25 protein-coding genes and 1 riboswitch are annotated in these 23,922 nt (G+C 61.9%); of the genes, 8 read left to right on the forward strand and 17 right to left on the reverse strand.

The features are described from left to right. Positions 1–108 precede the first annotated feature (108 nt). The 3 genes from JJQ76_RS06540 to JJQ76_RS06550 all read left to right on the forward strand — a co-directional run bounded on the left by JJQ76_RS06540 (position 109) and on the right by JJQ76_RS06550 (position 3,517). Positions 109–2,145 (forward strand): NADPH-dependent 2,4-dienoyl-CoA reductase, encoded by a 2,037-nt coding sequence (locus JJQ76_RS06540; protein ID WP_210395910.1) that lies wholly within the window; start codon positions 109–111, stop codon positions 2,143–2,145. Positions 2,146–2,200: 55 nt separating this feature from the next. Then, positions 2,201–2,381: riboswitch (yybP-ykoY riboswitch) on the forward strand. 4 nt (positions 2,382–2,385) lie between these two features. Further along, entirely contained in the window at positions 2,386–2,961 is a 576-nt protein-coding gene (locus tag JJQ76_RS06545; RefSeq protein ID WP_425515224.1) for a TMEM165/GDT1 family protein, read from the forward strand. A 100-nt stretch (positions 2,962–3,061) separates the two neighbouring features. Next, complete coding sequence (locus JJQ76_RS06550) at positions 3,062–3,517, forward strand: thioesterase family protein (RefSeq protein ID WP_210395911.1); 456 nt, start codon at positions 3,062–3,064, stop codon at positions 3,515–3,517. 21 nt (positions 3,518–3,538) lie between these two features. Here JJQ76_RS06550 and JJQ76_RS06555 read toward each other — a convergent pair whose 3' ends face one another. The 4 genes from JJQ76_RS06555 to JJQ76_RS06570 are packed head-to-tail and all read right to left on the reverse strand — an operon-like array spanning position 3,539 to position 8,743. After that, a complete protein-coding gene (locus JJQ76_RS06555; protein WP_210395912.1) occupies positions 3,539–4,012 on the reverse strand; it encodes a peroxiredoxin in 474 nt (157 codons plus the stop codon). A gap of 39 nt (positions 4,013–4,051) precedes the next feature. Then, complete coding sequence (locus tag JJQ76_RS06560; RefSeq protein ID WP_210395913.1) at positions 4,052–5,110, reverse strand: efflux RND transporter periplasmic adaptor subunit; 1,059 nt, start codon at positions 5,108–5,110, stop codon at positions 4,052–4,054. Beyond that, positions 5,107–8,406 (reverse strand): efflux RND transporter permease subunit, encoded by a 3,300-nt coding sequence (locus JJQ76_RS06565; RefSeq protein ID WP_210395914.1) that lies wholly within the window; start codon positions 8,404–8,406, stop codon positions 5,107–5,109. The genes JJQ76_RS06560 and JJQ76_RS06565 overlap by 4 nt, the downstream gene beginning before the upstream one ends. Then, positions 8,399–8,743 carry an ArsR/SmtB family transcription factor gene (locus JJQ76_RS06570; RefSeq protein WP_210395915.1) on the reverse strand — a complete coding sequence of 115 codons (345 nt, stop codon included), beginning with the start codon at positions 8,741–8,743 and terminating at the stop codon, positions 8,399–8,401. The genes JJQ76_RS06565 and JJQ76_RS06570 overlap by 8 nt, the downstream gene beginning before the upstream one ends. An 85-nt stretch (positions 8,744–8,828) precedes the next feature. Between JJQ76_RS06570 and JJQ76_RS06575 the strand changes: the two genes are divergently transcribed. Beyond that, positions 8,829–9,194, forward strand: a complete 366-nt coding sequence (locus JJQ76_RS06575; RefSeq protein WP_210395916.1) for a rhodanese-like domain-containing protein — start codon at positions 8,829–8,831, stop codon at positions 9,192–9,194. Then, positions 9,191–9,844: a DsbA family oxidoreductase gene (locus JJQ76_RS06580; RefSeq protein WP_210395917.1), complete on the forward strand. Its 654-nt coding sequence runs from the start codon at positions 9,191–9,193 to the stop codon at positions 9,842–9,844. The genes JJQ76_RS06575 and JJQ76_RS06580 overlap by 4 nt, the downstream gene beginning before the upstream one ends. An 18-nt stretch (positions 9,845–9,862) precedes the next feature. On the opposite strand, the gene corA is transcribed toward JJQ76_RS06580, so the two are convergent. The 3 genes from corA to pomA form a co-directional block, all read right to left on the reverse strand. After that, positions 9,863–10,813, reverse strand: a complete 951-nt coding sequence (gene corA, locus JJQ76_RS06585) for a magnesium/cobalt transporter CorA (RefSeq protein WP_210395918.1) — start codon at positions 10,811–10,813, stop codon at positions 9,863–9,865. A gap of 115 nt (positions 10,814–10,928) precedes the next feature. Beyond that, the gene (locus tag JJQ76_RS06590) at positions 10,929–11,879 is read right to left on the reverse strand and encodes a flagellar motor protein MotB (RefSeq protein WP_210395919.1); all 951 of its coding nucleotides are present in this window, start codon (positions 11,877–11,879) and stop codon (positions 10,929–10,931) included. 27 nt (positions 11,880–11,906) lie between these two features. Next, positions 11,907–12,671: a flagellar motor protein PomA gene (gene pomA, locus JJQ76_RS06595; protein ID WP_210395920.1), complete on the reverse strand. Its 765-nt coding sequence runs from the start codon at positions 12,669–12,671 to the stop codon at positions 11,907–11,909. Positions 12,672–12,849: 178 nt separating this feature from the next. Here pomA and JJQ76_RS06600 point away from each other — a divergent pair, with 178 nt between their 5' ends. The 3 genes from JJQ76_RS06600 to dxs are packed head-to-tail and all read left to right on the forward strand — an operon-like array spanning position 12,850 to position 15,822. Then, on the forward strand, positions 12,850–13,131 hold the full coding sequence (locus tag JJQ76_RS06600; RefSeq protein ID WP_425515225.1) for an exodeoxyribonuclease VII small subunit: 282 nt from the start codon (positions 12,850–12,852) through the stop codon (positions 13,129–13,131). Further along, positions 13,128–14,009, forward strand: a complete 882-nt coding sequence (ispA, locus tag JJQ76_RS06605) for a (2E,6E)-farnesyl diphosphate synthase (RefSeq protein WP_210395921.1) — start codon at positions 13,128–13,130, stop codon at positions 14,007–14,009. The genes JJQ76_RS06600 and ispA overlap by 4 nt, the downstream gene beginning before the upstream one ends. 19 nt (positions 14,010–14,028) lie before the next feature. Beyond that, on the forward strand, positions 14,029–15,822 hold the full coding sequence (dxs, locus tag JJQ76_RS06610; RefSeq protein WP_210395922.1) for a 1-deoxy-D-xylulose-5-phosphate synthase: 1,794 nt from the start codon (positions 14,029–14,031) through the stop codon (positions 15,820–15,822). On the opposite strand, the gene ribA is transcribed toward dxs, so the two are convergent. From ribA to glyA, 10 genes are all read right to left on the reverse strand, one after another. Next, entirely contained in the window at positions 15,823–16,428 is a 606-nt protein-coding gene (gene ribA / locus JJQ76_RS06615) for a GTP cyclohydrolase II (protein WP_210395923.1), read from the reverse strand. A gap of 179 nt (positions 16,429–16,607) precedes the next feature. Next, entirely contained in the window at positions 16,608–17,078 is a 471-nt protein-coding gene (locus JJQ76_RS06620) for a phosphatidylglycerophosphatase A family protein (protein ID WP_210395924.1), read from the reverse strand. Between the two features lie 11 nt (positions 17,079–17,089). Further along, positions 17,090–18,031, reverse strand: coding sequence for a thiamine-phosphate kinase (gene thiL / locus JJQ76_RS06625; RefSeq protein WP_210395925.1), 942 nt, complete (start codon positions 18,029–18,031; stop codon positions 17,090–17,092). A gap of 10 nt (positions 18,032–18,041) precedes the next feature. After that, the gene (gene nusB, locus JJQ76_RS06630) at positions 18,042–18,464 is read right to left on the reverse strand and encodes a transcription antitermination factor NusB (RefSeq protein WP_246480433.1); all 423 of its coding nucleotides are present in this window, start codon (positions 18,462–18,464) and stop codon (positions 18,042–18,044) included. Between the two features lie 47 nt (positions 18,465–18,511). Continuing rightward, complete coding sequence (ribH, locus tag JJQ76_RS06635; protein ID WP_210395927.1) at positions 18,512–18,985, reverse strand: 6,7-dimethyl-8-ribityllumazine synthase; 474 nt, start codon at positions 18,983–18,985, stop codon at positions 18,512–18,514. A gap of 20 nt (positions 18,986–19,005) precedes the next feature. Continuing rightward, the gene (ribBA, locus tag JJQ76_RS06640; RefSeq protein WP_210395928.1) at positions 19,006–20,118 is read right to left on the reverse strand and encodes a bifunctional 3,4-dihydroxy-2-butanone-4-phosphate synthase/GTP cyclohydrolase II; all 1,113 of its coding nucleotides are present in this window, start codon (positions 20,116–20,118) and stop codon (positions 19,006–19,008) included. 23 nt (positions 20,119–20,141) lie between these two features. After that, positions 20,142–20,831, reverse strand: a complete 690-nt coding sequence (locus JJQ76_RS06645) for a riboflavin synthase (protein WP_210395929.1) — start codon at positions 20,829–20,831, stop codon at positions 20,142–20,144. Position 20,832: 1 nt separating this feature from the next. Continuing rightward, complete coding sequence (gene ribD / locus JJQ76_RS06650; RefSeq protein ID WP_210395930.1) at positions 20,833–21,966, reverse strand: bifunctional diaminohydroxyphosphoribosylaminopyrimidine deaminase/5-amino-6-(5-phosphoribosylamino)uracil reductase RibD; 1,134 nt, start codon at positions 21,964–21,966, stop codon at positions 20,833–20,835. After that, a complete protein-coding gene (gene nrdR, locus JJQ76_RS06655) occupies positions 21,966–22,436 on the reverse strand; it encodes a transcriptional regulator NrdR (protein ID WP_210395931.1) in 471 nt (156 codons plus the stop codon). Before nrdR ends, ribD begins: the two co-directional genes overlap by 1 nt. A 108-nt stretch (positions 22,437–22,544) precedes the next feature. Continuing rightward, on the reverse strand, positions 22,545–23,798 hold the full coding sequence (gene glyA, locus JJQ76_RS06660) for a serine hydroxymethyltransferase (protein ID WP_210395932.1): 1,254 nt from the start codon (positions 23,796–23,798) through the stop codon (positions 22,545–22,547). Positions 23,799–23,922 lie beyond the last annotated feature (124 nt).

Here is a 23,922-nt window from a genome sequence, read left to right on the forward strand (position 1 = left end):
CATCTTACACCTCATCTTGACGGCGTCAAAATGAGGCGTTATCTTGACACCGTCCAGTTACTACAACCCTAATAAACGCCGTCGTAACGGCTCGACAGGATCATCATCATGAGCGCCGCTATCGCCACCGAAACACCCTACCCGCACCTGCTGGCCCCGCTGGATCTGGGCTTTACCACGCTTAAGAACCGGGTCCTGATGGGCTCCATGCACACTGGTCTGGAGGAGCTGCCCAACGGGCACGAAAAAATGGCCGCGTTTTACGCCGAGCGCGCCCGCGGCGGTGTGGGTTTGATTGTCACCGGCGGCATCGCCCCCAACCAGCAGGGCGTGGTGATGCCGGGCGCCAGCGTGATGGCCAGCGCCGAAGATGCCGAGGCCCATCGTATAGTCACTGACGCGGTGCACACGGAAGGTGGCAAGATCTGCATGCAGATCCTGCACACCGGTCGCTACGCCTATAGCCCGCAGCTGATTGCCCCCTCGGCCATTCAGGCACCGATCAACCCGTTCAAACCCCACGCGGTCACTGAAGCGGAGATCGAACAGCAGATCGAAGACTTCGCCCAGTGCGCCGCGCTGGCCAAAGAGGCCGGTTATGACGGCGTGGAGATCATGGGCAGCGAGGGGTACTTCATCAACCAGTTCATCGTCACCCGTACCAACCAGCGCGACGACGCCTGGGGCGGTGCCTACGAGAACCGAATCCGTTTCGCCATCGAGGTGGTCAAGCGGGTACGCAAACGGGTGGGCGAACAGTTCATCATCATCTACCGCCTGTCGATGTTGGATCTGGTGGAAGGCGGCAGCAGTTACGACGAGATTGTGACCCTCGGGCAAGCGATCGAACAAGCCGGCGCTACGTTGATCAACACCGGTATCGGTTGGCATGAAGCACGGATCCCCACCATCGCCACCAAGGTGCCGCGCGCCGCATTCACCTGGGTGACCGCCAAGGTGAAACAGGCGCTGAGCATTCCGGTGATCACCTCCAACCGCATTAATACGCCGGATGTGGCCGAAGCGGTGCTCGAACGCGGTGACGCCGACATGGTCTCCATGGCACGCCCCTTCCTGGCCGACCCGGCCTTCGTCGCCAAAGCGGCGGCCGGCCGCGCTGATGAAATCAACACCTGTATCGGCTGCAATCAGGCCTGCCTGGACCATATTTTTCAGGGCAAGCTGACCAGCTGTCTGGTCAATCCACGCGCCTGTCGCGAAACCGAGCTTAACCCCACGCCGACCGCTACACCCAAGAAGCTGGCGGTTATAGGCGCAGGTCCCGCCGGGCTGGCTTTTGCCACCACCGCGGCGGCCCGTGGTCACCGGGTCACCCTGTTCGACCGCCAGAGCGAGATCGGTGGCCAGTTCAATATCGCCAAGCGCATCCCTGGCAAGGGCGAGTTCTACGAGACCCTGCGCTACTTCCAGCGTCAACTGGAGCTGACCGGCGTCGAGCTGCGACTCAATACCGAAGTTGATGCCGACCGCCTCAATCAGGGCGACTACGACGAGGTAGTTCTGGCCACCGGCATCGTGCCGCGCACCCCGCCCATCGACGGCGTCGACCACCCCAAGGTACTGAGCTATCTGGAGGTAATGAACGGCACTGCCGTCGGCAACAAGGTCGCGGTGATCGGTGCCGGCGGCATCGGTTTCGACATCTGTGAGGTACTGACTCACGCCGGTGCTGATACCAGCACCGACATTCCGGCGTTTATGCAAAGCTGGGGAGTGGATATGTCGCTGCAAGCACGCGGCGGCGTGGAGGGTGTCCGCGCGGAGGTCGCGCCGTCGCCCCGTCAGATCTGGCTGCTGCAGCGCAAACAAAGCAAGGTCGGCGCGGGCCTCGGCAAAACCACCGGCTGGGCGCACCGGGCGGGGCTGCTGGCCAAAGGAGTAGAGATGCTGTCGGGCTGTGAGTACCAGCGGATCGACGACCACGGCCTGCATCTGAGTATTGCCGGAGAGCCAAGGCTGCTTGCGGTGGATAACGTGGTGATCTGTGCCGGTCAGGAACCGCTGCGGGCGCTGGTTGATGGCCTCGACAAACCCCATCACCTGATCGGCGGTGCCGACAAGGCGGCCGAGCTGGATGCCAAGCGCGCCATCGATCAGGGTACGCGGCTGGCCATGGCGATCTGAGCAGGGCCACCAGCGCCCGCCGGACTGGACAGCGCGGCGGGCGCTGATTAGAATCGCGCTCGTCATTGGGGAGTAGCCTCCTTTCCCTCCTTAACCGGAAAAAAGGGCCTGTATCAACAGACTTGGCCGAAGGCCATGGTGCAGGCGACCTCGGTTTGGCAAGACCTTTGACCACGATCCCCTCGCATGGGCCGGGAGGTGTCGTGGTCTTTGGTGTTGAACCGGCCCGGAGAATCAATTGTGGAATCCTTTCTCGTCTCCACCGGAATTGTCGCGTTAGCGGAAGTCGGTGATAAAACCCAGCTGCTGGCGTTCATTCTGGCCGCCAAGTTTCGCCGCCCCTGGCCGATCATCTGGGGGATTCTGGTCGCAACCCTGGTCAATCACGGTTTTGCCGGCGCCCTCGGCCAATGGCTCACCACCCTGATCAGCGCCGAAACCCTGCGCTGGATCCTGGGCGGCTCTTTTCTTGCCATGGCTGCCTGGATTCTGGTGCCGGACGAATTCGACGAAGAGGACGCCAAGCTGGCACGCTTTGGCGTATTCACCACCACCCTGATCGCTTTTTTTCTTGCCGAGATGGGGGATAAGACCCAGATCGCCACCGTGGCGCTGGCCGCCCAGTATCAGGCACTGGGCTGGGTCGTGGCCGGAACGACACTGGGCATGATGATCGCTAACGCGCCCGCTGTAATATTGGGTGACAGAATCGCTCACAAGATGCCCACCCGACTGGTCCACGGTGTCGCCGCGCTGATCTTTGCCGTGCTGGGTGTTCTTACCCTGCTCGGCGCGGGTGAAGCCTACGGGCTCTGAGCCGCAGGGCGAGCTGTTTGGTCATTGCCATCCATCCGCTCACCGGCTAGCGTTTCAGCAGCCGGACAGCGAGCCAGCCCAAAGCAGACAGGAGCAGAATGTGGAGCAGCAGCAACTGATTGACGGAATAACCGACCACTTCAACCATCAGGTCCCGTTTCACCAACTGATTGGGATCGAGGTGATCGATGTTTCCGCCGCCCACACCCTGATCCGCGCGCCGATGAAGCCGGAGCTGATCGGCAACACCTTCCAGCAGATTCTGCACGGCGGTGTCACCGCCACCCTGCTGGATATCGCCGGCGGACTGGCCGCCATGAGCGGCACCATCAACAAGCTGAGCGCGATCGGCATCGACGAAGTGGTCAAACGGCTGCAGAAAATCAGTACCATCGATATGCGCGTCGATTACCTGATGCCGGGGCGCGGGGACTATTTCGAAGCCGAGGCCCACGTGATTCGCCATGGCAACCGGGTCGCCGTAACCCGCATGGCCCTGAAGAACGAAAGTGGTAACGAGATCGCACTGGGCACCGCCACCTACAGCGTCAGCTGAGGCGGCGGCCAGCTGGCGAGATTACAGTAGCGCCAGCATCGCCTCGGCGCTGCTGACTTCAAAGCTCTTGGGTTGTTCGACGTTGAGGTGGGTTACGCTGCCATCCTCGACGATCATGGCGTAACGCTGAGAGCGCACACCGCCGAAATCACCGGTATCCATCGTCAGTCCGATGGCGTTGGTGAAGGCCGCACCACCATCGGCGAGCATGGTTATGGCCTCGGCATTTTGCTGCTCACCCCAGGCGCGCATCACAAAGCCGTCGTTGACCGCCACACAGGCGATCATATCCACCCCCTTGGCTTTGATCTCGTCGGCATGCACCACAAAACCCGGCAAGTGAGCGCGGGAGCAGGTGGGGGTAAACGCGCCGGGCACAGCAAACAGCACCACTTTCTTACCCGCAAACAGCGCGTCAGCAGTCAGCACTTCGTCTCCTTCGGCGGCAACCAAAGTCAGGTTAACGGCGGGTATCTTGTCTCCTACGGCGATCATGACAGTTCTCCAGTTGGTTAGTCTGGTCAGTGTAGCTGGTTAGGGTTGATCTGTGACGGGCAGCAGCGGTTCGCCCGCCTCGACCCCGGACAGCACGATAGAGTGATCGCCCACCTCGCCGCCGAGGCGCACAAAGCGCCGTTCCGGGCCCACCGGAGTTGAAACCAGCACCAGATTGAGCTGACCGACACGGGCCACCCGCTGCTGCGGAATCAGCAGCAGTGTTTCCTCGCCTGCAGGCACTTGCAGTTCAGCGTACAGACCCGGCAGCAGGCGGTTGTCCTGTGCTATCCGGGCCTTGACCAGAAAGCTGCGCGAGCCGGGATCGGCGCTCGGCACCAGCTCCTCCAGCGTAGCGTCCAGCGTAACCTGCAGCGCCGGCACGGATACTTTCAGGATCTGCTGGGGTTGCAGCGCCAGTGCGCGCTCCTCACGCACCCGGGCTTCGATGCGCAGCGTGCCCGGATTGTAGATCGACAGCAGCGGCACACCGGGAGAAGCGGTATCCCCGGGCTCGGCCAGACGATCGATTACCCGCCCGTCGATGGGCGCCTCAATGCGGGTATAACTGAGCGCCGCCCGCGCCTCTTCAACTCGCCCCCGGGCCGAGTCCAGCTCCGCTGTCAGACTGTCGAACTCGGCCCGCACCCGGTCAAGATCGGCCTGAGCTACCAGCTTGCGCTGAAACAGACCCTCTATCCGCTCGCGGTTAGCGCGTGCCTCTTGCAGCCTGGCTGCAACCACGCGCACCTGATCCTGGCTTTGGGCCAGGCGTGACTGCAGATCGCGCGGATCCAGTTCCAGCAGCAGATCACCGGCCCTGACCATATCACCGGCGCGAACATGCACCGCGTTGATGGTGGCCAGTAGCCGTGACGATATCAACGACGCCTGCTTGGCCTGCACGCTGGCGGGGACCTTTTCAATCCGTTCACGGGTCAGGGTCCTGACCGGCAGCAGGTCCTGCGGCAGCGCCTGCGGTAGTCGCTCAAGCGACGGTGCCAGACGTTCACTGAACATCCCCGCCATGTAGGCCACCATCAGCAACAGCCCCGCCACCGCCAGCAGCGGCACCCCTATACGCTTGGCTTGACTCATGGATCTATCTCCTCATTAGCAGCAGCCGTCGGTCGATCAAACACCAGCAGATAAACCACCGGCACCACCAGCAGGGTGAACAGGGTCGAGGCGATGATGCCGAAGATGATCGCCAGCGCCAGACCACTGAACACCGGGTCCAGAATAATCACCAGATTGCCCAGTAAGGTGGTCCCGGCGGTCAGCAGCACCGGCCGCATACGCACCGCACCGGCCTGAATCAGGGCTTCCTTGAGTGCCGCACCAGCCGCCCGCGCCTGAGAGATGAACTCAACCAGAATCAGCGAGTTGCGCACTACGATACCAGCCAAAGCAATCATCCCGATCATCGCCGTAGCGGTGAACAAAACGGGATCGGGGGCGCCGGCCACCACACGCTCGCCAAACTGGTTAAGCAGCCAGAAGCCGGGCATGATACCGATCACCGTCAGCGGAATTGCCAGCATGATAATCAGCGATAACGCCACCGAGCCGGTCTGCGCCCGCAGCACGAAGAAGATCGCCACCAGCGCAAACATGAACGCCAACCCCATATCCCGAAACACATCCTTGGTAATTCGCCATTCACCTTCGCCGGTCCAGTGAATATCGGTCCCGGCCGGCAAGCTCCAACCCAGACCGGCACCCGCCGTGAGGAAGGTGCGCTGCTGCCAGTCACTCGGCTCGCCCGGAGGAGCGCCCAAATCCGCATGCAGGTCGGCAATAACGTCCGCCGGGGTGCGGCCGTTCAGTTCCGCGGTCACGTAGATCACCGGCCGCTGATCCTTGCGCAGCCGGGCAGGCTCGGTGGGCAGGCGCAAAAATTCTCCCAGCTCGCCTAGCGCCACCAGCGCCTGCGGCGCGGCATCCAGGCCGCCGCTGCTTTGCTGCTGCACCACCCCCGCGCGCCCCTTCAACTGCAAGCGCTCAAAGTCGCCGGGATCGCTACGCTGATCCAGAGGCAGGCGTAGTTCGATCGGTAACGGCCGCGCTTCACGCGGCTGCTGCAGATAGCTGGCAATCAGGCCACTGTTGGCCAGCGCCAGCAGTTGGTTGGCATCCTCGGTGGAGACGCCGGAAAGCGCGGCTTTCTGCTTATCCAACACAAACCGCAGCCGTTCGGCCGGCTGTTCCAGACTGGAGTCGATCTCAACCACGTGCGGCTCCGCCGCCAGACGCGCCATCAGCAACTCCGCCGCGGCTTGCTGACGGGCGTAGGGCACCAGCGGGTCTGCGCTCACCTCCGCCACCAGGGTGCTCATCACCGGCGGACCCGGCGGCACTTCCACCACCTTGACCTGCACCCCGTCAGCGTTAAGCGGGGCCAGCAGCTGACGCAGCCGCAGCACCACCGCGTGAGACTGGTGTTCACGTTCGGACTTGTCGACCAGGGTCAGGCGCAGATCGGCCTGATGGGGTTGGGTGCGCAGGTAGTACTGACGCACCATGCCGTTGAAATCGATCGGCGACGGCTCACCCACAAAAGCGGCCACCGCGGTCACCTCCGGCAGCCGCCGCACCTCCAGCGATACCCGCTGTGCCACCGCGGCGGTGTGTTCCAGACTGCTGCCCTCGGGCAGATCAATCACCACCTGCACTTCGCTCTTGTTGTCGAACGGCAGCAGTTTCAGCGGCACCAACCGCAGCAGCGGCAGTGAGGCCGCCAGCAGAAACAATCCGAGCACGCCCCACAGCAACCAGCGAGCACGCGCACGGCGCTGCAACAGCGGTGCCAGCAGGGCCCGGTATAGCCGTTCCATCGACGAGCCCGCTGCGACGGTAGCGGTGGCATTCGGGCGCAACAGGCGCGCCGCCAGCCAGGGCGTCACCAGAAAAGCGACCAGCGTGCTGACACCGACGCTGACCGGCACATTAAACGCCATCGGCGCCATATAGGGCCCCATCATGCCGGTGATGTAGGCCAGCGGCAGAAACGCCATGACGATCGCCAGCGTAGACATCACCAACGGCACCCGAATTTCACGAATCGCTGCCACTACCCGCTCGCTGGTGCTGCCTTCACCCCCGCGCATGAAGCGCTCGATATTATCCACCCCGGTGATCGGATCATCGACCAGCAGTCCCAGCGACAGGATCAGCGCAAACAGGGTGACCCGGTTGATGGTGTAACCGAACCAGAGATCCAGTGCCAGGGTGACGCCGTAGCAGATTGGCACCGCCAGTCCGACCACCAGCGCCGGCCGCCAACCAAGAAACACGCCGATAAACACCACCACGGTAAACACCGCGAACGCCAGGCTGGAAACCAGATTATCAACCTTGTCGTCGGCGGTCTGGCCATAGTCGCGCAGCACCGCTACGTCGATGGCCGGCGGCAACAGATCGGCTTTCAACCGGGCCAACTCCGCATGCACCGCCGCAGCAACCGCCACCGCATTACTGCCCCGCTGCTTGGCGATGCTGAGCGCCACCATCGGCCGCCCGTCACCGAGGCGGGAATCAGCAAAATCGAGCCAGGTATAGCGGGACGGCTCGGCGGGACCATCGACCACGGTCGCCACATCGCGGAGATAGACCGGAGTACCGTCAACCACGTTGACCACCTGCGAGCGCAGATCCTCAAGATCGGTGTACAAGTCACCACCCTCCAGCACCAACGCGCGGTTGGCCAGGGTCAAGGTACCCGCACGCTGGCGCAGGTTGGACTGACCGATAGCCGCAGCCACCTCCATCGGCGTGGTCAGGCGCGCCGCCAACCTCTCAGGATCCAGTTCTATCTGCACCCTGCGCGGCCGCCCGCCAACCAGCTGAATCTCGCTCACCTGTGGCAGTGCCTGCAGGCCAGTGGTCAACTCCTCAGCCACACGCCGCAGTTCGAAATCGCTATAGCGCTCCGGCTCACTGCTCCAGAGGCCCAGCAGCAGGATGGCCACGTCGTCCACCTCTACCGGCTTTACCTGCCAGCGGCTGACAATGGCCGGCACCTGGTCTTGATGGGAGTACAACTTGTTGTAGGTGTTGAGCAGCGCGTCTTCACGGTCTTCACCGACGAAAAAGCGCAAGGTCACGTTGCCACCGCCGGCAAAGGAGCTGGCATAGAGGTGCTCGACACCGGGTATCTGCGCCAGCAGTTTTTCCAGCGGCTGGGTCACCTGACGCTCGACCTGTTCGGCATCCAGGCCAGGCACCGCTACCCTGACGTCCACCATCGGCACCACAATCTGCGGTTCCTCCTCGCGCGGCGTCCACTGCAGCGCGATCGCCCCCGCCAGCAGCGCCATCACAAAGATCAGTGCCGGCAGCGCGCCGCCGAGCGAGCGTTCCACCACGCGGTCCAGCCAGTCTGGCTTATGCATCGATCTGCCCCCCCGCCGGAGCCCCCAGATCACAGAGTGCGGTCAACAGCGACAGCACCCGCTGATCACGCAAGCGGTAATAGATGGTTTGCGACTCCCGCCGCGTTGCCACCACCCCGGCACGGCGCAGTTGCGCCAGGTGCTGTGACAACGCCGACTGAGAGAGCGCCACTTGCCGGTTAAGCTCACCCACCGACAGCTCGGTATCGGACAACAAACACAGAATAATCAGGCGCTGGCGATTACCCAGGCGGCGCAGCAACTGCTCCGCCCGGGTCGCGCGGCGCTCCAGCTCGGCGCGTGCCTGGATGGCATCTTCGGTCAAATTCTGCTTCATGGCGCCAGTATAAGCATTATTTAAGACTTGTCTATATTAGCATTTTATTAATAGAATAACCCCGGTAACCACAGGAGCACGCACCATGCTGACCACTATCCCCGAACTGATCCGTTCCATTCGCCCCCACCTCCGCGTGCTAAGCGCCGAACAGGCGCTGGCCGAAGCAGCGCAGCGCCCCAACAGTCTGGTGATTGACGTGCGCGAACCCGCCGAGGTTGCCGAGCGCCCCATCGACGGCTCCATCAATATTCCCCGCGGTGTACTGGAGATGAAACTCAGCAGCCATTACGGCGATCCGGATCTGCCGATCTACCTTCACTGCGCCACCGGCGCGCGTGCCACGCTGTCGGCTGAACAGCTGCAACGGATCGGCTACCGCAATGTCACCGTCATCAGCTGCCCGATCGACACCATGGACAGCCTCTGTCGCCCGGAGACCTGCGCATGAGCCTGCCCATCGATTACTACAGCGATCTGCTCTGTGTGTGGGCCTGGATCGCGCAGAAACGGGTGGAGGAGCTGGGTCGGCAATGGGACCAGCAGGTAACCATCACCAACCGCTTTGTCGATGTGTTTGGCGATGCCCACGGGCGGCTGCAGAAGCAGTGGCAGGATCGCGGCGGATTCGAGGGATTTGCCGAGCATGTGGAAGCCGCCGCCGCCCCCTACGACACCGCACCGGTCAATCCCGCTATCTGGCGCCAGGTGCGCCCCACCAGTAGCCTGCCGGCCCATTTGCTGATCAAGGCCGCCGAGCTGGTGAGCGGCAGCCCGATCGCCGACCGCCTGGCACTGGCACTACGTCATGCGTTCTTTGTCGATGCCCGTGACATCAGTCACCGCGACACCCTGATCGCCATCGCGGCGGAGCAGCAGATCGACGTCAAAGCTTTGCGCCAGCGTCTGGACGACGGCCGCGCCATGGCAGCCTTGATGGCGGATTATCAGCAGGCGCGAGCCCAGAATCTGCAAGGCAGCCCCTGCTGGATCATGAACGAGGGTCGACAGACCCTGTATGGCAACGTTGGCTACCGAGTGTTGAGCGCCAACGTTGAAGAGCTACTCAAACACCCAGCCGACGAAGCCTGCTGGTGCTGAGCGTTCGGGCGCAAACAGCTACAACCAGCCTTTGCGTTTGAAATAGAGGTAGGGGGAGATGCCGGATATCACCATCAATCCCAGGGCAAACGGGTAACCCAACTGCCAGTTGAGTTCCGGCATCAATTGGAAGTTCATGCCGTAGATACTGGCCACCAGCGTCGGCGGCAGGAAAGTGACCGCAGCGATAGAAAAGATCTTGATGATCTGGTTCTGCTCGATGTTGATGAAGCCCTGGGTGGAGTCCATCAGGAAGTTGATCTTGTCGAACAAGAAGGTGTTGTGGGACATCAGGGTATCAACGTCCTTCATGATGATGCGAGCGTTCTCCTGCATCTCCTGATCACTGCGCAGATGCCGCATCAAATAGGAGACCGAACGCTTGGTGTCCATCAGGCAGAGGCGGATCTTACCGTTACTGTCCTCCAGCTTGGCCAGCTGGTCGATGGCGTCCTCCAGGCTGGCATCTTCATCCTCCAGCACCAGATGACTGACCGTTTCCAGCTTGGTATGGATATCCTCCAGCTGGTCCGCCAGGTTTTCCACTTTCTGGTCAAAGATCTCCACCATCAGCTCACGCGGCGAATGCACCTCGACCTGACCGCGCCGCGCGCGCATCCGCAGCAGACGAAAGTCCGCCAACTCCTCCTCACGCAGGGTGAACAGACGATCTTTCTGCAGGATGAACGCGGTGGTAACGGTGTGATGGCGGCCCTCGCTCTGGGCCAAGAACAGGGAGTGGACATGGATCCCGGCCGCATCGACAAAATAGCGCGCCGATGACTCGATCTCTTCAACATCATCCGATTCGGGCAGTTCGGTGCGCAGAAACTGCTGTAGCAGTTCACGCTCCTCATCAGTGGGCTCGTGCGTATCGACCCAGACACCCCGGGCCGACAGCAAGTGTCCTTCCGGACCCTGTTCCTGCTCAGCCAGACTACCCTGTTCGATATTAAACACACGCAGCATAGAGTTCTCCCGTTTACCACCGGTACCGGTAAGCTACCGATTCTCGCAACACAATGTGACAACTATGGCAGCACCGGGTGCCGCCATTAAAAGGTTAGCAGCCGACCGCTGCCGGTCAGAAAATTTCTTGGGGGGACAGCTCGCCGCCGACACTCTGGGCGCCATCAGGCAGCGCTTGCAGCCGGTTGAGCAGTTCTTCGTCTTTGCCCTTCTGAATCACGATCTCCACACGCCGATTGAGGGCGCGATTGAGCGCATTGTCGTTCGGGGCGAGCGGCTTGGTATCGGCGTAACCGGTGACCTGATAACGCCGCTGGTCAATGCGCGGGTCGGCGAACAACTCCTGCGCTACCGACAGCGCACGTGCCATGGACAACCCCCAGTTGGACTCGAACTCCGCGGTGGAGATGGGGATATTGTCGGTGTGTCCCTCGACGGACACGGCACCGCGAACGTTGACCAGAACGTCACGAATCTTGGCGATGATCGGTACGAATGCCGCATTCAGTTCCGCCGCACCGGATTCGAAGGAGCCCTTCTCCCGCACCCGGATGATCACCTTGCCCTCTTTGGTCTCGACATCGACGCTGCCCTCGCCGATCTCCTCTTCGAGCGCCATCGCCATGGTCATGGCATCCTGCTCGGCCTCGGACTGATCTTCAAGCTGCTGGGCCTGCATCTTGCGGATCAGCTCCTGCAGCTCACCCGCCTTGGGATCCAGATAATCGGATTCGCCCTCCTGGCGACGCACATCGAGATCGGACTTGGCGGTTTCGGTGCTGAACTGGCGCACCTCGTTGAGCGGTGTCGGCTCCGGCCGCCCCGGACTGAACTCCTGGGCAATGATACTGGTGCCCTTGGGGATATCCTTGACCTTGATCTGGTTCTGCACCCCGAACGCTTCGCGCATGGAGCCGGCCAACTGCTTGAACTTGAGCACATCCATTTCGGAGAAAGAGAGCAGCAGCACGAAGAAACACATCAACAACGACATCAGGTCGGCAAAGGTGGCCATCCACGCCGGCGCGCCGGGTGGTGGACATTTGCACTTCTGCTCGTCACTCATGCCAGGATACCGTTCCGCGAACTAAAATCAGGCATCCGCTTCGGCCGAGCCGCGTTTGCCTTCGGGCAGGTAGTTGCGCAACATCGATTCGATCACGCGGGGGTTCTGACCGGCCTGAATCGCCAACAAGCCATCGATGATCAGGGCCTTGTTGGTGGTCTCCTCGGCGTTACGTGTCGCCAGCTTGTCGGCGATCGGAATCGCGATCATGTTGGCGATAATGGCGCCGTAGAGGGTGGTGAGCAGCGCCACCGCCATCGCCGGTCCGATCGCCTTGGGGTCATCCATATTGGAGAGCATCTGCACCAGACCGACCAGGGTACCGATCATCCCCATCGCCGGTGCCACATCCCCCATCGCCTTGAACATGCCAATGGCCACCTCGTGGCGCTCTTCGGCCTGCACCTTGTCTTTGTTGAGCAGCAGACGCACCACCTCGGGGTCGTGGCCATCCACCAGCAGCTGGATACCCCGCTGCATGAAATCGTTGCTGACCTCTTTCTCTTCCAGCGACAACAGGCCACCCTTGCGGGCCGCGTCCGCCAGTTCCACGGTTTCCGAGATCAGATCTTCGGCGTTGCTGGACTTGAACATGAACGCCTTGCCGGCAGCCTTGAGGGAGGCGATAAACTGGGCCAGGGTGAATTTCATCAACACCACCAGCAGGGTGCCGCCCACCACGATCAGCATCGACGGCGGGTTGACGAACACGCCCGCGCTGCCGCCAAGAATGATCGCCGATACCACGATACCGAAGGCGCCGAGCAGGCCTACAAGCGTTGCTATGTCCACCGATTCCTCCCTAAAGTTCTCTGCCACCGACCACGCAAAGCGGACTTCCGTCGATATGCTGCTGTAAACGCCCGTCGATCATATCAAAAATCTGTCACCGGTCATGCCGGCCAACATGCTTTTTTCATCCATTGGCGTGAAAAAGGGTTCCAATTGACCCGTCTCAAGGGCTCAGGTAGTGTTAGCAGCCTTCCTGCTACTAAATGAAGTACCCGCCATGCCGCGCAAAGCCAAAGCTGCCGATTTTGAGCAGAGCCTCACGGAACTGGAGACTCTGGTGACTCGTATGGAGCAGGGTGATCTATCGCTGGAGGCGTCGCTGGAAGCCTTCGAACAGGGGATCAAACTCACCCGTGAATGCCAGCAAACACTGGAGCAGGCGGAACAAAAAGTGCGCATACTGATGGAGCAGAACGGCGCCCTCAAAGAACGCACTTTTGAGCACGACGACACCCCATGAGCCTGACCACTGCCATTAACCGCTGGCGCAGCCGCTGCGACGCCACCCTCAGCCAGTGGCTGGAGGCCACCGACAGCGACCCTCGCCTGCTGGACGCGATGCGCTACAGCACCCTCAACGGCGGCAAGCGACTGCGGCCGGTGCTGGTATACGCGGCCTGCAGCGCCCTGGGCGGCGACGATGAACGCGCGGATGGAGCCGCCACCGCGGTGGAGTGCATCCACGCCTATTCACTGATTCACGACGACCTGCCGGCGATGGACAATGACGACCTGCGCCGAGGCCAGCCCACCTGCCACAAAGCCTTTGATGACGCCACCGCCATACTGGCCGGTGACGCCCTGCAGGCGCTGGCCTTCGAGATCCTCGCCAGCGACCGCAACCAAAGCGCCGACGCCCGCATTGAAATGCTGCGCATCCTGGCCCAGGCCAGCGGTGCCCGTGGCATGGTAGGCGGGCAGGCGGTAGATATAGCCGCCGAGGCCCAACAACAGAGCCTTGAACAGCTGCAGCGCATGCACAGCCTCAAGACCGGCGCGCTGATCAGCGCCAGTGTGGCACTGGGCGGTCTGTCCTCCGGCCATGCTGATCAGGATGCTCTGGAAGCGCTGCAGCAGTACGCCGCAGCCATCGGTCTGGCGTTCCAGATTCAGGACGACATACTCGACATCGAAAGCAGCACCGCAGAGCTGGGCAAGACCCAGGGTGCCGACCTGGCACGCGGCAAATCAACCTACCCCGCCCTGCTCGGGCTCGACGGCGCCAAACAGCAGGCGGCCGCGCTCCACCACCAGGCGGTTGCCGCGCTGGCACCGCTGGGAGAGCGCGCCGATTACCTGCGCCAACTGGCTGACTATATTATTCAGCGTACCTACTGATCTGCCGACAGGGCACCGCATGTTCGCCGAAATACCCGCTACCCGTCCCTGCACGCCTCTTCTGGACAGGATCGACAGCCCCCAGCAGTTGCGCCAGTTGGCCGCAGACCAGTTACCGCAGCTGGCGAACGAGCTGCGCGCGTTTCTCCTCTACTCCGTCGGCCAGACCGGTGGCCACTTCGGGGCCGGGCTCGGCATCGTCGAGCTGACCCTGGCGCTGCACTACGTTTACCAGACTCCGGATGACGATCTGGTCTGGGATGTCGGCCACCAGTGCTACCCCCACAAGGTGCTAACCGGTCGGCGCGACGCCCTGCTGAGCATTCGCCAGCATGGCGGCTTGGCGCCCTTCCCCAAGCGTCACGAAAGCCCCTATGACAGCTTCGGTACCGGTCACTCCAGCACCTCGGTCAGTGCCGCGCTGGGGATGGCGCTGGCGCACAAACTGAAAGGCGAACCACAGCGTACCGTGGCCGTAATCGGTGACGGTGCCCTCACCGGCGGCATGGCGTTCGAAGCGCTGAACCACGCCGCGCACACCGGCACCGACCTGCTGGTAATTCTCAACGACAACGACATGTCGATTTCGCCCAACGAGGGCGGACTGGCCACCTATCTGGCCCGCAACCTCAAGCAGCGCACCGACGCCAGCACCACCGCCGCGCTGTTTGAAGCGCTGGAATTCAGCTACAGCGGCCCTGTGGACGGCCACGATCTTGACGCACTGATTAAGCAGCTCCAGCGTCTGCGCGACTGCCGCGGGCCGCAGTTTCTGCATGTAGTGACCACCAAAGGCAAGGGCTTTGCCCCGGCCGAGCGCGACCCGGTGGGCTATCACGCCATCACCAAGCTACCCGCCCCCGACGAAGCGCCACCGATGACCACTCCCGGGGTCAACTACTCCCGAGTGTTCGGTGATTGGCTATGCCACCAGGCCAAGGAGGATCCGCGGCTGGTGGCGATAACCCCGGCCATGAGTGAAGGCTCTGGCATGGTGGACTTCGCGGCAACGTATCCGCAACGCTTTTTCGACGTCGCCATCGCCGAGCAACACGCCATCACCTTTGCCGCAGGCCTTGCCTGTCAGGGCAGCAAGCCGGTGGTGGCGATCTACTCAACCTTTCTGCAGCGCGGTTATGATCAACTGATCCACGATGTCGCGCTGCAGAATCTCGACGTCCTGTTCGCCATCGACCGCGCCGGCCTGGTGGGCGAAGACGGTCCCACCCATCACGGCAGCTTTGACCTCAGCTTTCTGCGCTGCGTACCCAATCTGGTGATCATGACCCCCAGCGATGAAGCCGAAGCGGAGCGCATGCTCACCACCGGCTACCAGCACTCGGGGCCCGCCTGTGTGCGCTATCCGCGCGGCAAAGGTCCGGGCGCCGGGCGCAGCACGGCACCAGCGCCCATGGCCATTGGCAAAGCTCGGCACCTGCGCGACGGCCAGCGCGCGGCGCTGCTCAGCTTCGGCGCGCTGCTCGCGGCCGCGCGACAGGTAGCCGACGAGCTGAATCTGACGCTGGTGGATATGCGCTTCGTCAAACCGCTGGATAGCGAAATGCTGGCCCGATTGGCGGCCAGTCATTCATTGCTGGTAACTCTGGAGGACAACAGCATCAGCGGCGGCGCCGGCAGCGCCGTCAACGAGTGGCTCGCGGCCACTGGCAGCCACTGCCAATGCCTCAATCTGGGACTACCCGATCAGTTTGTCGAGCACGGCAAGGTGAGTGAACTGCAACGCGAGCTGGGACTCGACGCCGACGGCATCAGCGCACGGATCCAACAGCGATTGGAACGACTGTCGCCCTGATCAGGGCTTGAAATGAAACTCGGTCATCATGTGACCAAGCTTACCGGCCTTGGTGGCCAGGTAACCTTCGTTGTGGCGGTTCTTGCCCACCTGTAGCGGTACCCGATCCACCACCTGCAACCCGAACTTGCGCATCGCCTCGAGCTTGCGCGGATTGTTGGTCATCAGGCACAGCTCCTTGATACCCAGATGGTCCAGCATCGGCTGACACATGCTGTAATCACGCAGATCCGCTTCAAAGCCGAGCTGTTCGTTGGCTTCCACGGTATCGGCACCGCCATCCTGCAGGTGGTAAGCGCGAATCTTGTTGAGCAGGCCGATCCCCCGCCCCTCCTGACGCAGATAGAGCAGCGCGCCACGACCCGCTTCAGCGATCCGCTTGAGCGCCTCCTGCAGCTGAAAACCGCAGTCACAGCGCATACTGAACAACGCATCACCGGTCAGGCACTCCGAATGGATACGCGCCAGCACCGGCTCACCGCTGGCAACATCGCCCAGTGTCAGCACCACATGTTCCTTACCGCTGCCGGTTTCTTCGAAACCATGCATGGTAAACACCCCCCAGGGGGTGGGCAGTTGGGATGAGGCAACGAAAACTACTGACACTAAAAGGCCCTCGGAATTTTGAGCGCCAACATTCTACCAACGCACTCGGGTATTGGCGACCCAAAACTGTGTTCACCGGCGCGCCATCACTCCCTCAGGCGCGGGCTGTCGCTAAATGGAGAAAGGTGCAACGGTAGCAGCCCCGAGGGTAAGCATAGCTCGCACCTCCGCGCGACGGGTTAGAGCAGGTAAGCGACCAGCTGCAGTACAGCCAGCGCATAGATCCCGGCAAGCACGTCGTCCAGCATGATACCGAAGCCGCCGGAAACTCGCTTATCCGCCCAGCGGATTGGCCAGGGCTTGAGAATATCGAAGAAGCGAAACACCACAAAGCCGGCAAACAGCCAGCCCCAACCCGGCGGGATCAATATCAGGGTAATCCAGAGACCCACAAACTCGTCCCAGACGATGCCGCCATGGTCATGTACACCCAGATCGCGAGAAGTCTTGTCACAGAAGTAAATACCGATCACAAACGCCACCAGAATGGCGACCAGATAAGCGGGCAACGACAGTTGCACCAGCACGGCATAGGGGGCAAATGCCGCCAGCGTGCCCCAGGTTCCGGGAGCACGGCGGGGCGCACCGCTGCCAAAACCAAAGGCAGCCAGGTGGACCGGATTACGCCAATTGGGGCGTGGTTGAGACACGACAGCTCCCGTCAGAAATGTTGATAACCGTGCTGGGGCAGGACCGCGATCCGTCCCGCCGCATCACGGCCACGCAGGCCGGGCTCGGCATCGATGGTTCCTATCCGGGTCCAGCTCACCCCCAGATCACCCAGCTCGGTTTCACCCGCCGGCGGCAGGGTAAAGCACAGCTCAAAGTCCTCGCCACCGCCAAGAGCAAAGCGCTGCGCCTGCTCGGCAGTGTAGTTGTCGCGCATCGGTTCTGAAAGCGGCAGCTGGTCCAGCCACAGGGTGGCGCCAACCCCGCTGCGGCCGAGAACATGCCCCAGATCGGCAGCCAGACCGTCGGAGATATCCACCGCGGCCGAGGCCCTGCCCCGCAGCCGCAGCCCCGCCTGCACCCGCGCGCAAGGCCGGAAAAAACGCCCCAGCAACGCCGAGTTCGGGGCCTGCCGCTGCTGCAGCTGATCAAGCCCGGCCATGGCATCGCCGAGGGTACCGGTGACATAGACGCCGTCTCCGGGCCGGGCCCCATCACGCCGCAACGCCTGCGCCGCCGGCACCAACCCGTGCACCTGCAGGGTCAGACTGAGCGCCCCCCGGGTGGTATCCCCCCCCACCAGCGCCATGCCAAAACCCTTGAGCCCCTCGCCCAGTGCCGCCGCAAAAGCGGCCAGCCAGGGTTCATTGGCCTCGGGCAGAGTCAGAGCAAGGGTCAGCCAGCGAGGTTCGGCGCCCATGGCCGCCAGATCGCTGACGCAGGCGTTGAGCGCCCGGCAAGCGAGGTCGGCCGGTGAGATAGTTGCCGGGAAGTGCACCCCTTCGACCAGAGTGTCCACGGAGAGGGCCAGCTGCTGCCCCGCCGGAATCTCCAGCAGGGCGCAGTCATCGCCGATACCGAGTGCAACCCCCTCGGCACCGGTCGACAGGCTTTGCAGGTAACGCTCGATCAGGGCGAATTCAGACAGGGACATGGGCGATGTGTCAGCGCCCCTGCGCGTTGACCTCGACCGCACGCAGTTTGCGCGCCAGCTTGTCGAGCACGCCGTTAACGTACTTGTGACTGTCGGTGGCCCCAAAGGTCTTGGCCAGATTGACCGCTTCGTTGATCACCACCTTATAGGGCACAGAGATACGGTCAGCCATCTCGTAAGCTCCCAGGCGCAGCACACTCAACTCGATGGGATCGAGATCGTCCAGCTGACGGTCCAGCAACGGGGTGAGATGCTCGTCCAGCTCAGTGACCTTGGCGGGCACCTGATGCAGCAGCTCGGAGAACAGCGCCATATCGGTGCGCCCCATATCCTGCTCCACCCGGAACTGGGCTTCGATCTCGTTCAGCGCCGCGCCGGCCATCTGCCACTGATACAGTGCCTGCAGCGCGAACTGACGCGCCTCACGGCGCATCTCGGTTTTGGATGGTTTCTTTGATTTCTTGCGATCAGTCACGCAGATCAACCCTCTAGCTGGCGCAGCAGGCTAACCATCTCGATGGCCGCCAGCGCTGCTTCAGCACCTTTGTTGCCGGCCTTGGTGCCGGACCGTTCGATCGCCTGCTCGATGGAGTTAACGGTCAGAATGCCGTTCACCACCGGCACCCCGGTTTCCAACGACACATGGCCGATACCTTTGGCACTTTCGGCGCAGACGTAGTCGAAGTGGGGCGTGCCACCGCGAATCACCGCGCCGAGCGCGATAATGGCGTCATCTTTTTTCTGGGCCGCCAGTTTCTGCACCGCCAGCGGCACTTCAAAGGCTCCCGGGACGCGAACCACCCGAATGCTCTCTTCGCTGATGCCGTGACGCTTGAGAGCGTCAATGGCACCCTCCAGCAGGCTTTCAACCACAAAGCTGTTAAAACGGGCAACGACGATGGCGTATTGGCCTTGGGCGTCGTTGAACTGACCTTCGATAGTAGTGATGCTCATGGAATCTTCCTGTTCTTGGTTCAGGCTTCGCAAGGAATAAACTCAACGATTTCCAGATCGAAGCCGGACAGTGCGTTGAAACGGATCGGCGAGCTCAGCAGGCGCATCTTGCCTACGCCAAGATCGCGCAAAATCTGAGAGCCAGTACCGATGGTCAGGTAACTGCCGGTGCCATCGGTATTGGCCGGTCGAGCCGGGCGGTTGTTCAGATGGGACTCCAGACTGTAGGCCAGATCGGCTGGCTGAGGGTCTCCCAACAGCACCACCACGCCAGCCCCTTCATCAGCCACCTTTTGCAGCGACTTGCGCAGCGACCACTTAGGCCCTTCGCTGGGTAGTGCGCCGATCACATCGCGCAACGCATCACCCATATGCACCCGCACCAACGTCGGCTGGTTCGGATCGATAGTGCCCTTGACCATCGCCAGATGGGAGGCGTTATAGATGCTGTCACGGTAACTGATCACCCGGAACTCGCCCGCTTCCGTTTGCAACCGGTCATCACTGATGCGTTCGATTGTGTGTTCGTTGAGGTTGCGGTAGTGGATCAGGTCGGCAATGGTACCGATTTTCAGGTCATGCTCGGCGGCAAACGCTTCCAGATCGGGGCGGCGCGCCATGGTGCCGTCCTCGTTCATGATCTCGACAATCACCGACGCTGGCGTACAGCCCGCCAGACGGGCCAGATCGCAACCGGCTTCGGTATGCCCCGCTCGACTCAAAACACCACCGGGCTGAGCCATCAACGGGAAAATGTGGCCGGGCTGAACGATATCTTCCGGCTGCACGCTGGGCTTTACCGCGGTTTGTACCGTATGGGCGCGATCCGCGGCGGAAATACCGGTGGTGACACCCTCTGCCGCTTCGATGGAGAGGGTGAAGTTGGTGGAATACTGGGCGCCGTTATTCTGCACCATCAGCGGCAGCTTGAGCCGCTCACAGTGGGCGCGGGTCAGGGTCAGACAGATCAGGCCGCGGGCGTGTTTGGCCATGAAATTGATATCTTCCGGGCGCACCTTCTCCGCCGCGATAATAAGATCGCCTTCATTTTCACGATCCTCATCGTCCATCAGGATCACCATCTTGCCCTGACGGATATCTTCGATCAGCTCGGCTGTGCTATTGAGCGCCATTAAACTCTCCCGCTTGGTGTTTGCTAACGTCGGCCGTTAAATCCGTGGCTGGCGAGAAAGGCGAAGGTGAGCCCTTCCGCCTTTGAATCCGCGTCCTGCCCGTCGGTGGCGGCCGCATGGTGCGACCCGGTCAGCAGGCGTTCCAGATAGCGGGCGATGATGTCCACTTCCAGGTTCACCCGCCGGCCGACACTGTAATACTTAATCAGGGTTTCTTCTAGGGTATGGGGCACGATGGTCAGCTCGAACACAGCCCCTTCGACAGCGTTGACGGTCAGGCTGATGCCATCGACACAGATCGACCCCTTGGGTGCGATATAACGCCCCAGCGACTCCGGCGCACGAATCCTGAAGCGAATCGCGCGGCCATCCTCACGGCGATCGATCACCTCACCGATGCCATCCACGTGACCGCTGACGATATGGCCGCCCAGGCGACTGGTGGGCATCAGCGCCTTTTCCAGATTGACCTGATCCCCCGGACGCAGCTTTTCAAACTCGGTGTGTGCCAGCGTTTCCCGTGAAACGTCGGCCCAGAAGCCATCGCCCGGCAGCTCGGTAACCGTCAGACAGACGCCGTTGACGGCAATACTGTCGCCCAGCTTGACGTCGCCCAGATCCAGACCACCACTACGAATACGCAGCCGCAGATCGCCGGACACCGGTCGCAGTTCGGCTATTTCGCCTATCGCTTCGACAATACCGGTAAACATTTTAGTTCTCCTCAACGGGCGCCAGCGCCTGCCCTGCCAGCGAATAGGTCAAGCGCAAGTCATCGCCCAGCATACGCTGATCCCTGAGGATCAGCCGCTGCTGCTCGGCCATCCGCGTCAACGGCAGCTCAAACAGCGGGCGCGCACTGGACCCAAGCAGCGTGGGTGCCAGATAGATCACCAGCTCATCCACCAACCCCGCGCGCAGCAGCGCACCGGTCAGCGTAGCACCGGCTTCGACCAGCAACTCGTTGCACTGATGATCACGCGCCAACCAGCGCAGCACCGCCTCCAGATCGCGACTGTCACGTTCGACCAGGGTTGCACCCCGCTGCTGCAGCGCTTCCACCCTGGCAGCATCGGCACCGCCATGGACCAGCAGGGTGGTACCCGGCTGGTGCAGTATCGCCGCATCCAGCGGTATCTGCAGCTGACTATCAAGCACCACCCGCAACGGCTGACGGCGCACCACCTGATCGGCGTTGGCCAGCCCGAGTTGTTCGGCTCGCAGGGTCAACGCCGGATTGTCGGCCAGCAAGGTGCCGCTGCCAGTCATTACCGCGCTGCTGCGCGCGCGCAGTTTCTGCACGTCGCTGCGCGCTGCCGGTCCGGTGATCCACTGGGATTCGCCCGATGCCATCGCCGTGCGACCGTCCAGACTCATCGCCTGCTTGATGCGCACGTAGGGCAGCCCCTCACGCATACGCTTGATAAAGCCGGGATTGAGCGCTTCGGCCTGGATCTGCATCAGGCCGCTGGCGACCTCGATGCCGGCATCGCGCAAACGCTGATGGCCACGACCACTGACCTGCGGATTGGGATCCTCCATCGCCGAGACCACCCGCGTCACGCCCGCCTTGACCAGCGCATCACTGCAGGGCGGCGTCTTGCCAAAGTGGGAGCAAGGCTCCAGGGTCACGTAAGCGGTGGCACCTTGGGCACGCTCGCCGGCCATCGCCAGGGCGTTGACCTCGGCATGCCCTTCGCCGGCGCGCTGGTGGTAGCCTTCACCGACGATTCCGCCGTCACGCACCAGTACGCAGCCCACCCGCGGGTTGGGCTCGGTGGTGCAGAGCCCCTCCGCGGCGAGCTGCAGCGCACGGCTCATGTAGCGATGATCGGCGGCGCTGAACATCAACTGTCGCTCTCTTCCGGTTGTGATGACAGCCGTTCGATCTCAGCCTTGAACTCGTTCAGGTCCTGGAAGCTGCGATAGACCGAGGCGAAGCGGACGTAGGCCACCTGATCCAAGCGGCGCAGCTCTTTCATCACGGCCTCACCCACCATCATCGAGCTGACCTCCCGTTCACCGGTGGCGCGCAGGCTGTGCTTGATGCGGTTGATACAGGACTCCACCTGCTCCACGCTGACCGGGCGTTTCTCCAGCGAGCGCTGGATACCGGCACGCAGCTTCTCTTCGTCGAAAGGCTGGCGGGTACCATCTTGCTTCACCACCTTCGGCATCAACAACTCGGCGATCTCGTAGGTGGTGTAACGCTCGCTGCACGACAGACACTCACGCCGGCGACGCACCTGATCGCCATCGGCCACCAGGCGCGAATCGATCACCTTGGTTTCCTGAGCCTTACAAAATGGGCAGCGCATGGGCGGTTCTCGCGTTCGAAGTCAGGCTTAACAAAGGGGGCAGATTAAAAACGGCAAAGCCCCGGTCCGTGAAGACCGGGGCTTGCAACCCTTACCGTTGCTGGCGACTTACTTGTAAACGGGGAAGCGTGAGCAGAGTTCCAGCACCTGCTGCTTGACCCGTTCGATGGTCGCCTCGTTGCTGATATCGTCGAGGATATCGCAGATCCAGCCGGCCAGCTCGGTCGCTTCTTTTTCGCCAAAACCACGGCGGGTAATCGCCGGCGAACCGATGCGCAGACCGCTGGTCACGAAGGGTGAACGCGGATCGTTGGGCACCGAGTTCTTGTTGACGGTGATATTGGCACGACCCAGAGCGGCATCGGCGTCTTTACCGGTGATATCTTTCTTGATCAGATCGACCAGGAACAGATGGTCGTCGGTACCGTTGGAAACGATATCGATACCGCGATCCATGAACACTTTGGCCATCGCCTGAGCATTGGCCACCACCTGCTTCTGGTACGCCTTGTACTCGTCGGTCATCGCCTCTTTAAAGCACACCGCCTTGGCCGCGATCACATGCATCAGCGGACCACCCTGGCTTTCTGGAAATACCGCGAAGTTCAGTTTCTTTTCCAGCTCTTCGTTAGCCTTGGCCAGGATCAGACCGCCACGAGGACCGCCGAGGGTCTTGTGGGTGGTGGTGGTCACCACGTCCGCAATGCCGATCGGCGAGGGATAAACGCCCGCCGCCACCAGGCCGGCGATGTGGGCCATGTCAACGAACAGGTAGGCACCCACTTTGTCAGCGATGTCACGGAAGCGCTGCCAGTCAACGATGCGGGAGTAAGCAGAAAAACCCGCCACGATCATGGTGGGCTTATGCTCCAGCGCCAGACGCTCCACTTCGGCGTAATCGATCTCGCCGGTCTCCGGATTGAGACCGTACTGAACCGCATTGTAGATGCGGCCAGAGAAGCTCACGGTGGCACCGTGGGTCAGGTGGCCGCCATGGGCCAGGCTCATGCCCAGCACAGTGTCACCCGGTTTGCACAGCGCCATGTAAACGGCGGCGTTGGCCTGAGAACCGGAGTGCGGCTGCACGTTGGCGTAGTCGGCACCAAACAGCGCCTTGGCGCGGTCGATGGCCAGCTGTTCGATCACGTCAACGTGCTCGCAGCCACCGTAGTAACGCTTGTTGGGATAGCCTTCGGCGTACTTGTTGGTCAGACAGGAACCCTGCGCTTCCATGGAGCGCTGGCTGGCGTAGTTTTCGGAAGCGATCAGCTCGATATGCTCTTCCTGACGTTTCTGCTCGGCGGCGATAGCCGCGGCTACTTCAGGATCGAACTCGGCAATCGACATCTCATTGTTCAACATTGGCTATCCCCTGGCGATAAAGTCTGTGCAGAGGCGGACCGACGGAGAACCGGCCCCCCTTAAGAAAGCCCGCGATTATAGCCTATTTATTCGCCAACCGGCACATGAAAAGCCATCAAGTTTT

This window comes from Motiliproteus sediminis (genome assembly GCF_017912535.1).
GTDB lineage: Bacteria > Pseudomonadota > Gammaproteobacteria > Pseudomonadales > Balneatricaceae > Motiliproteus > Motiliproteus sediminis.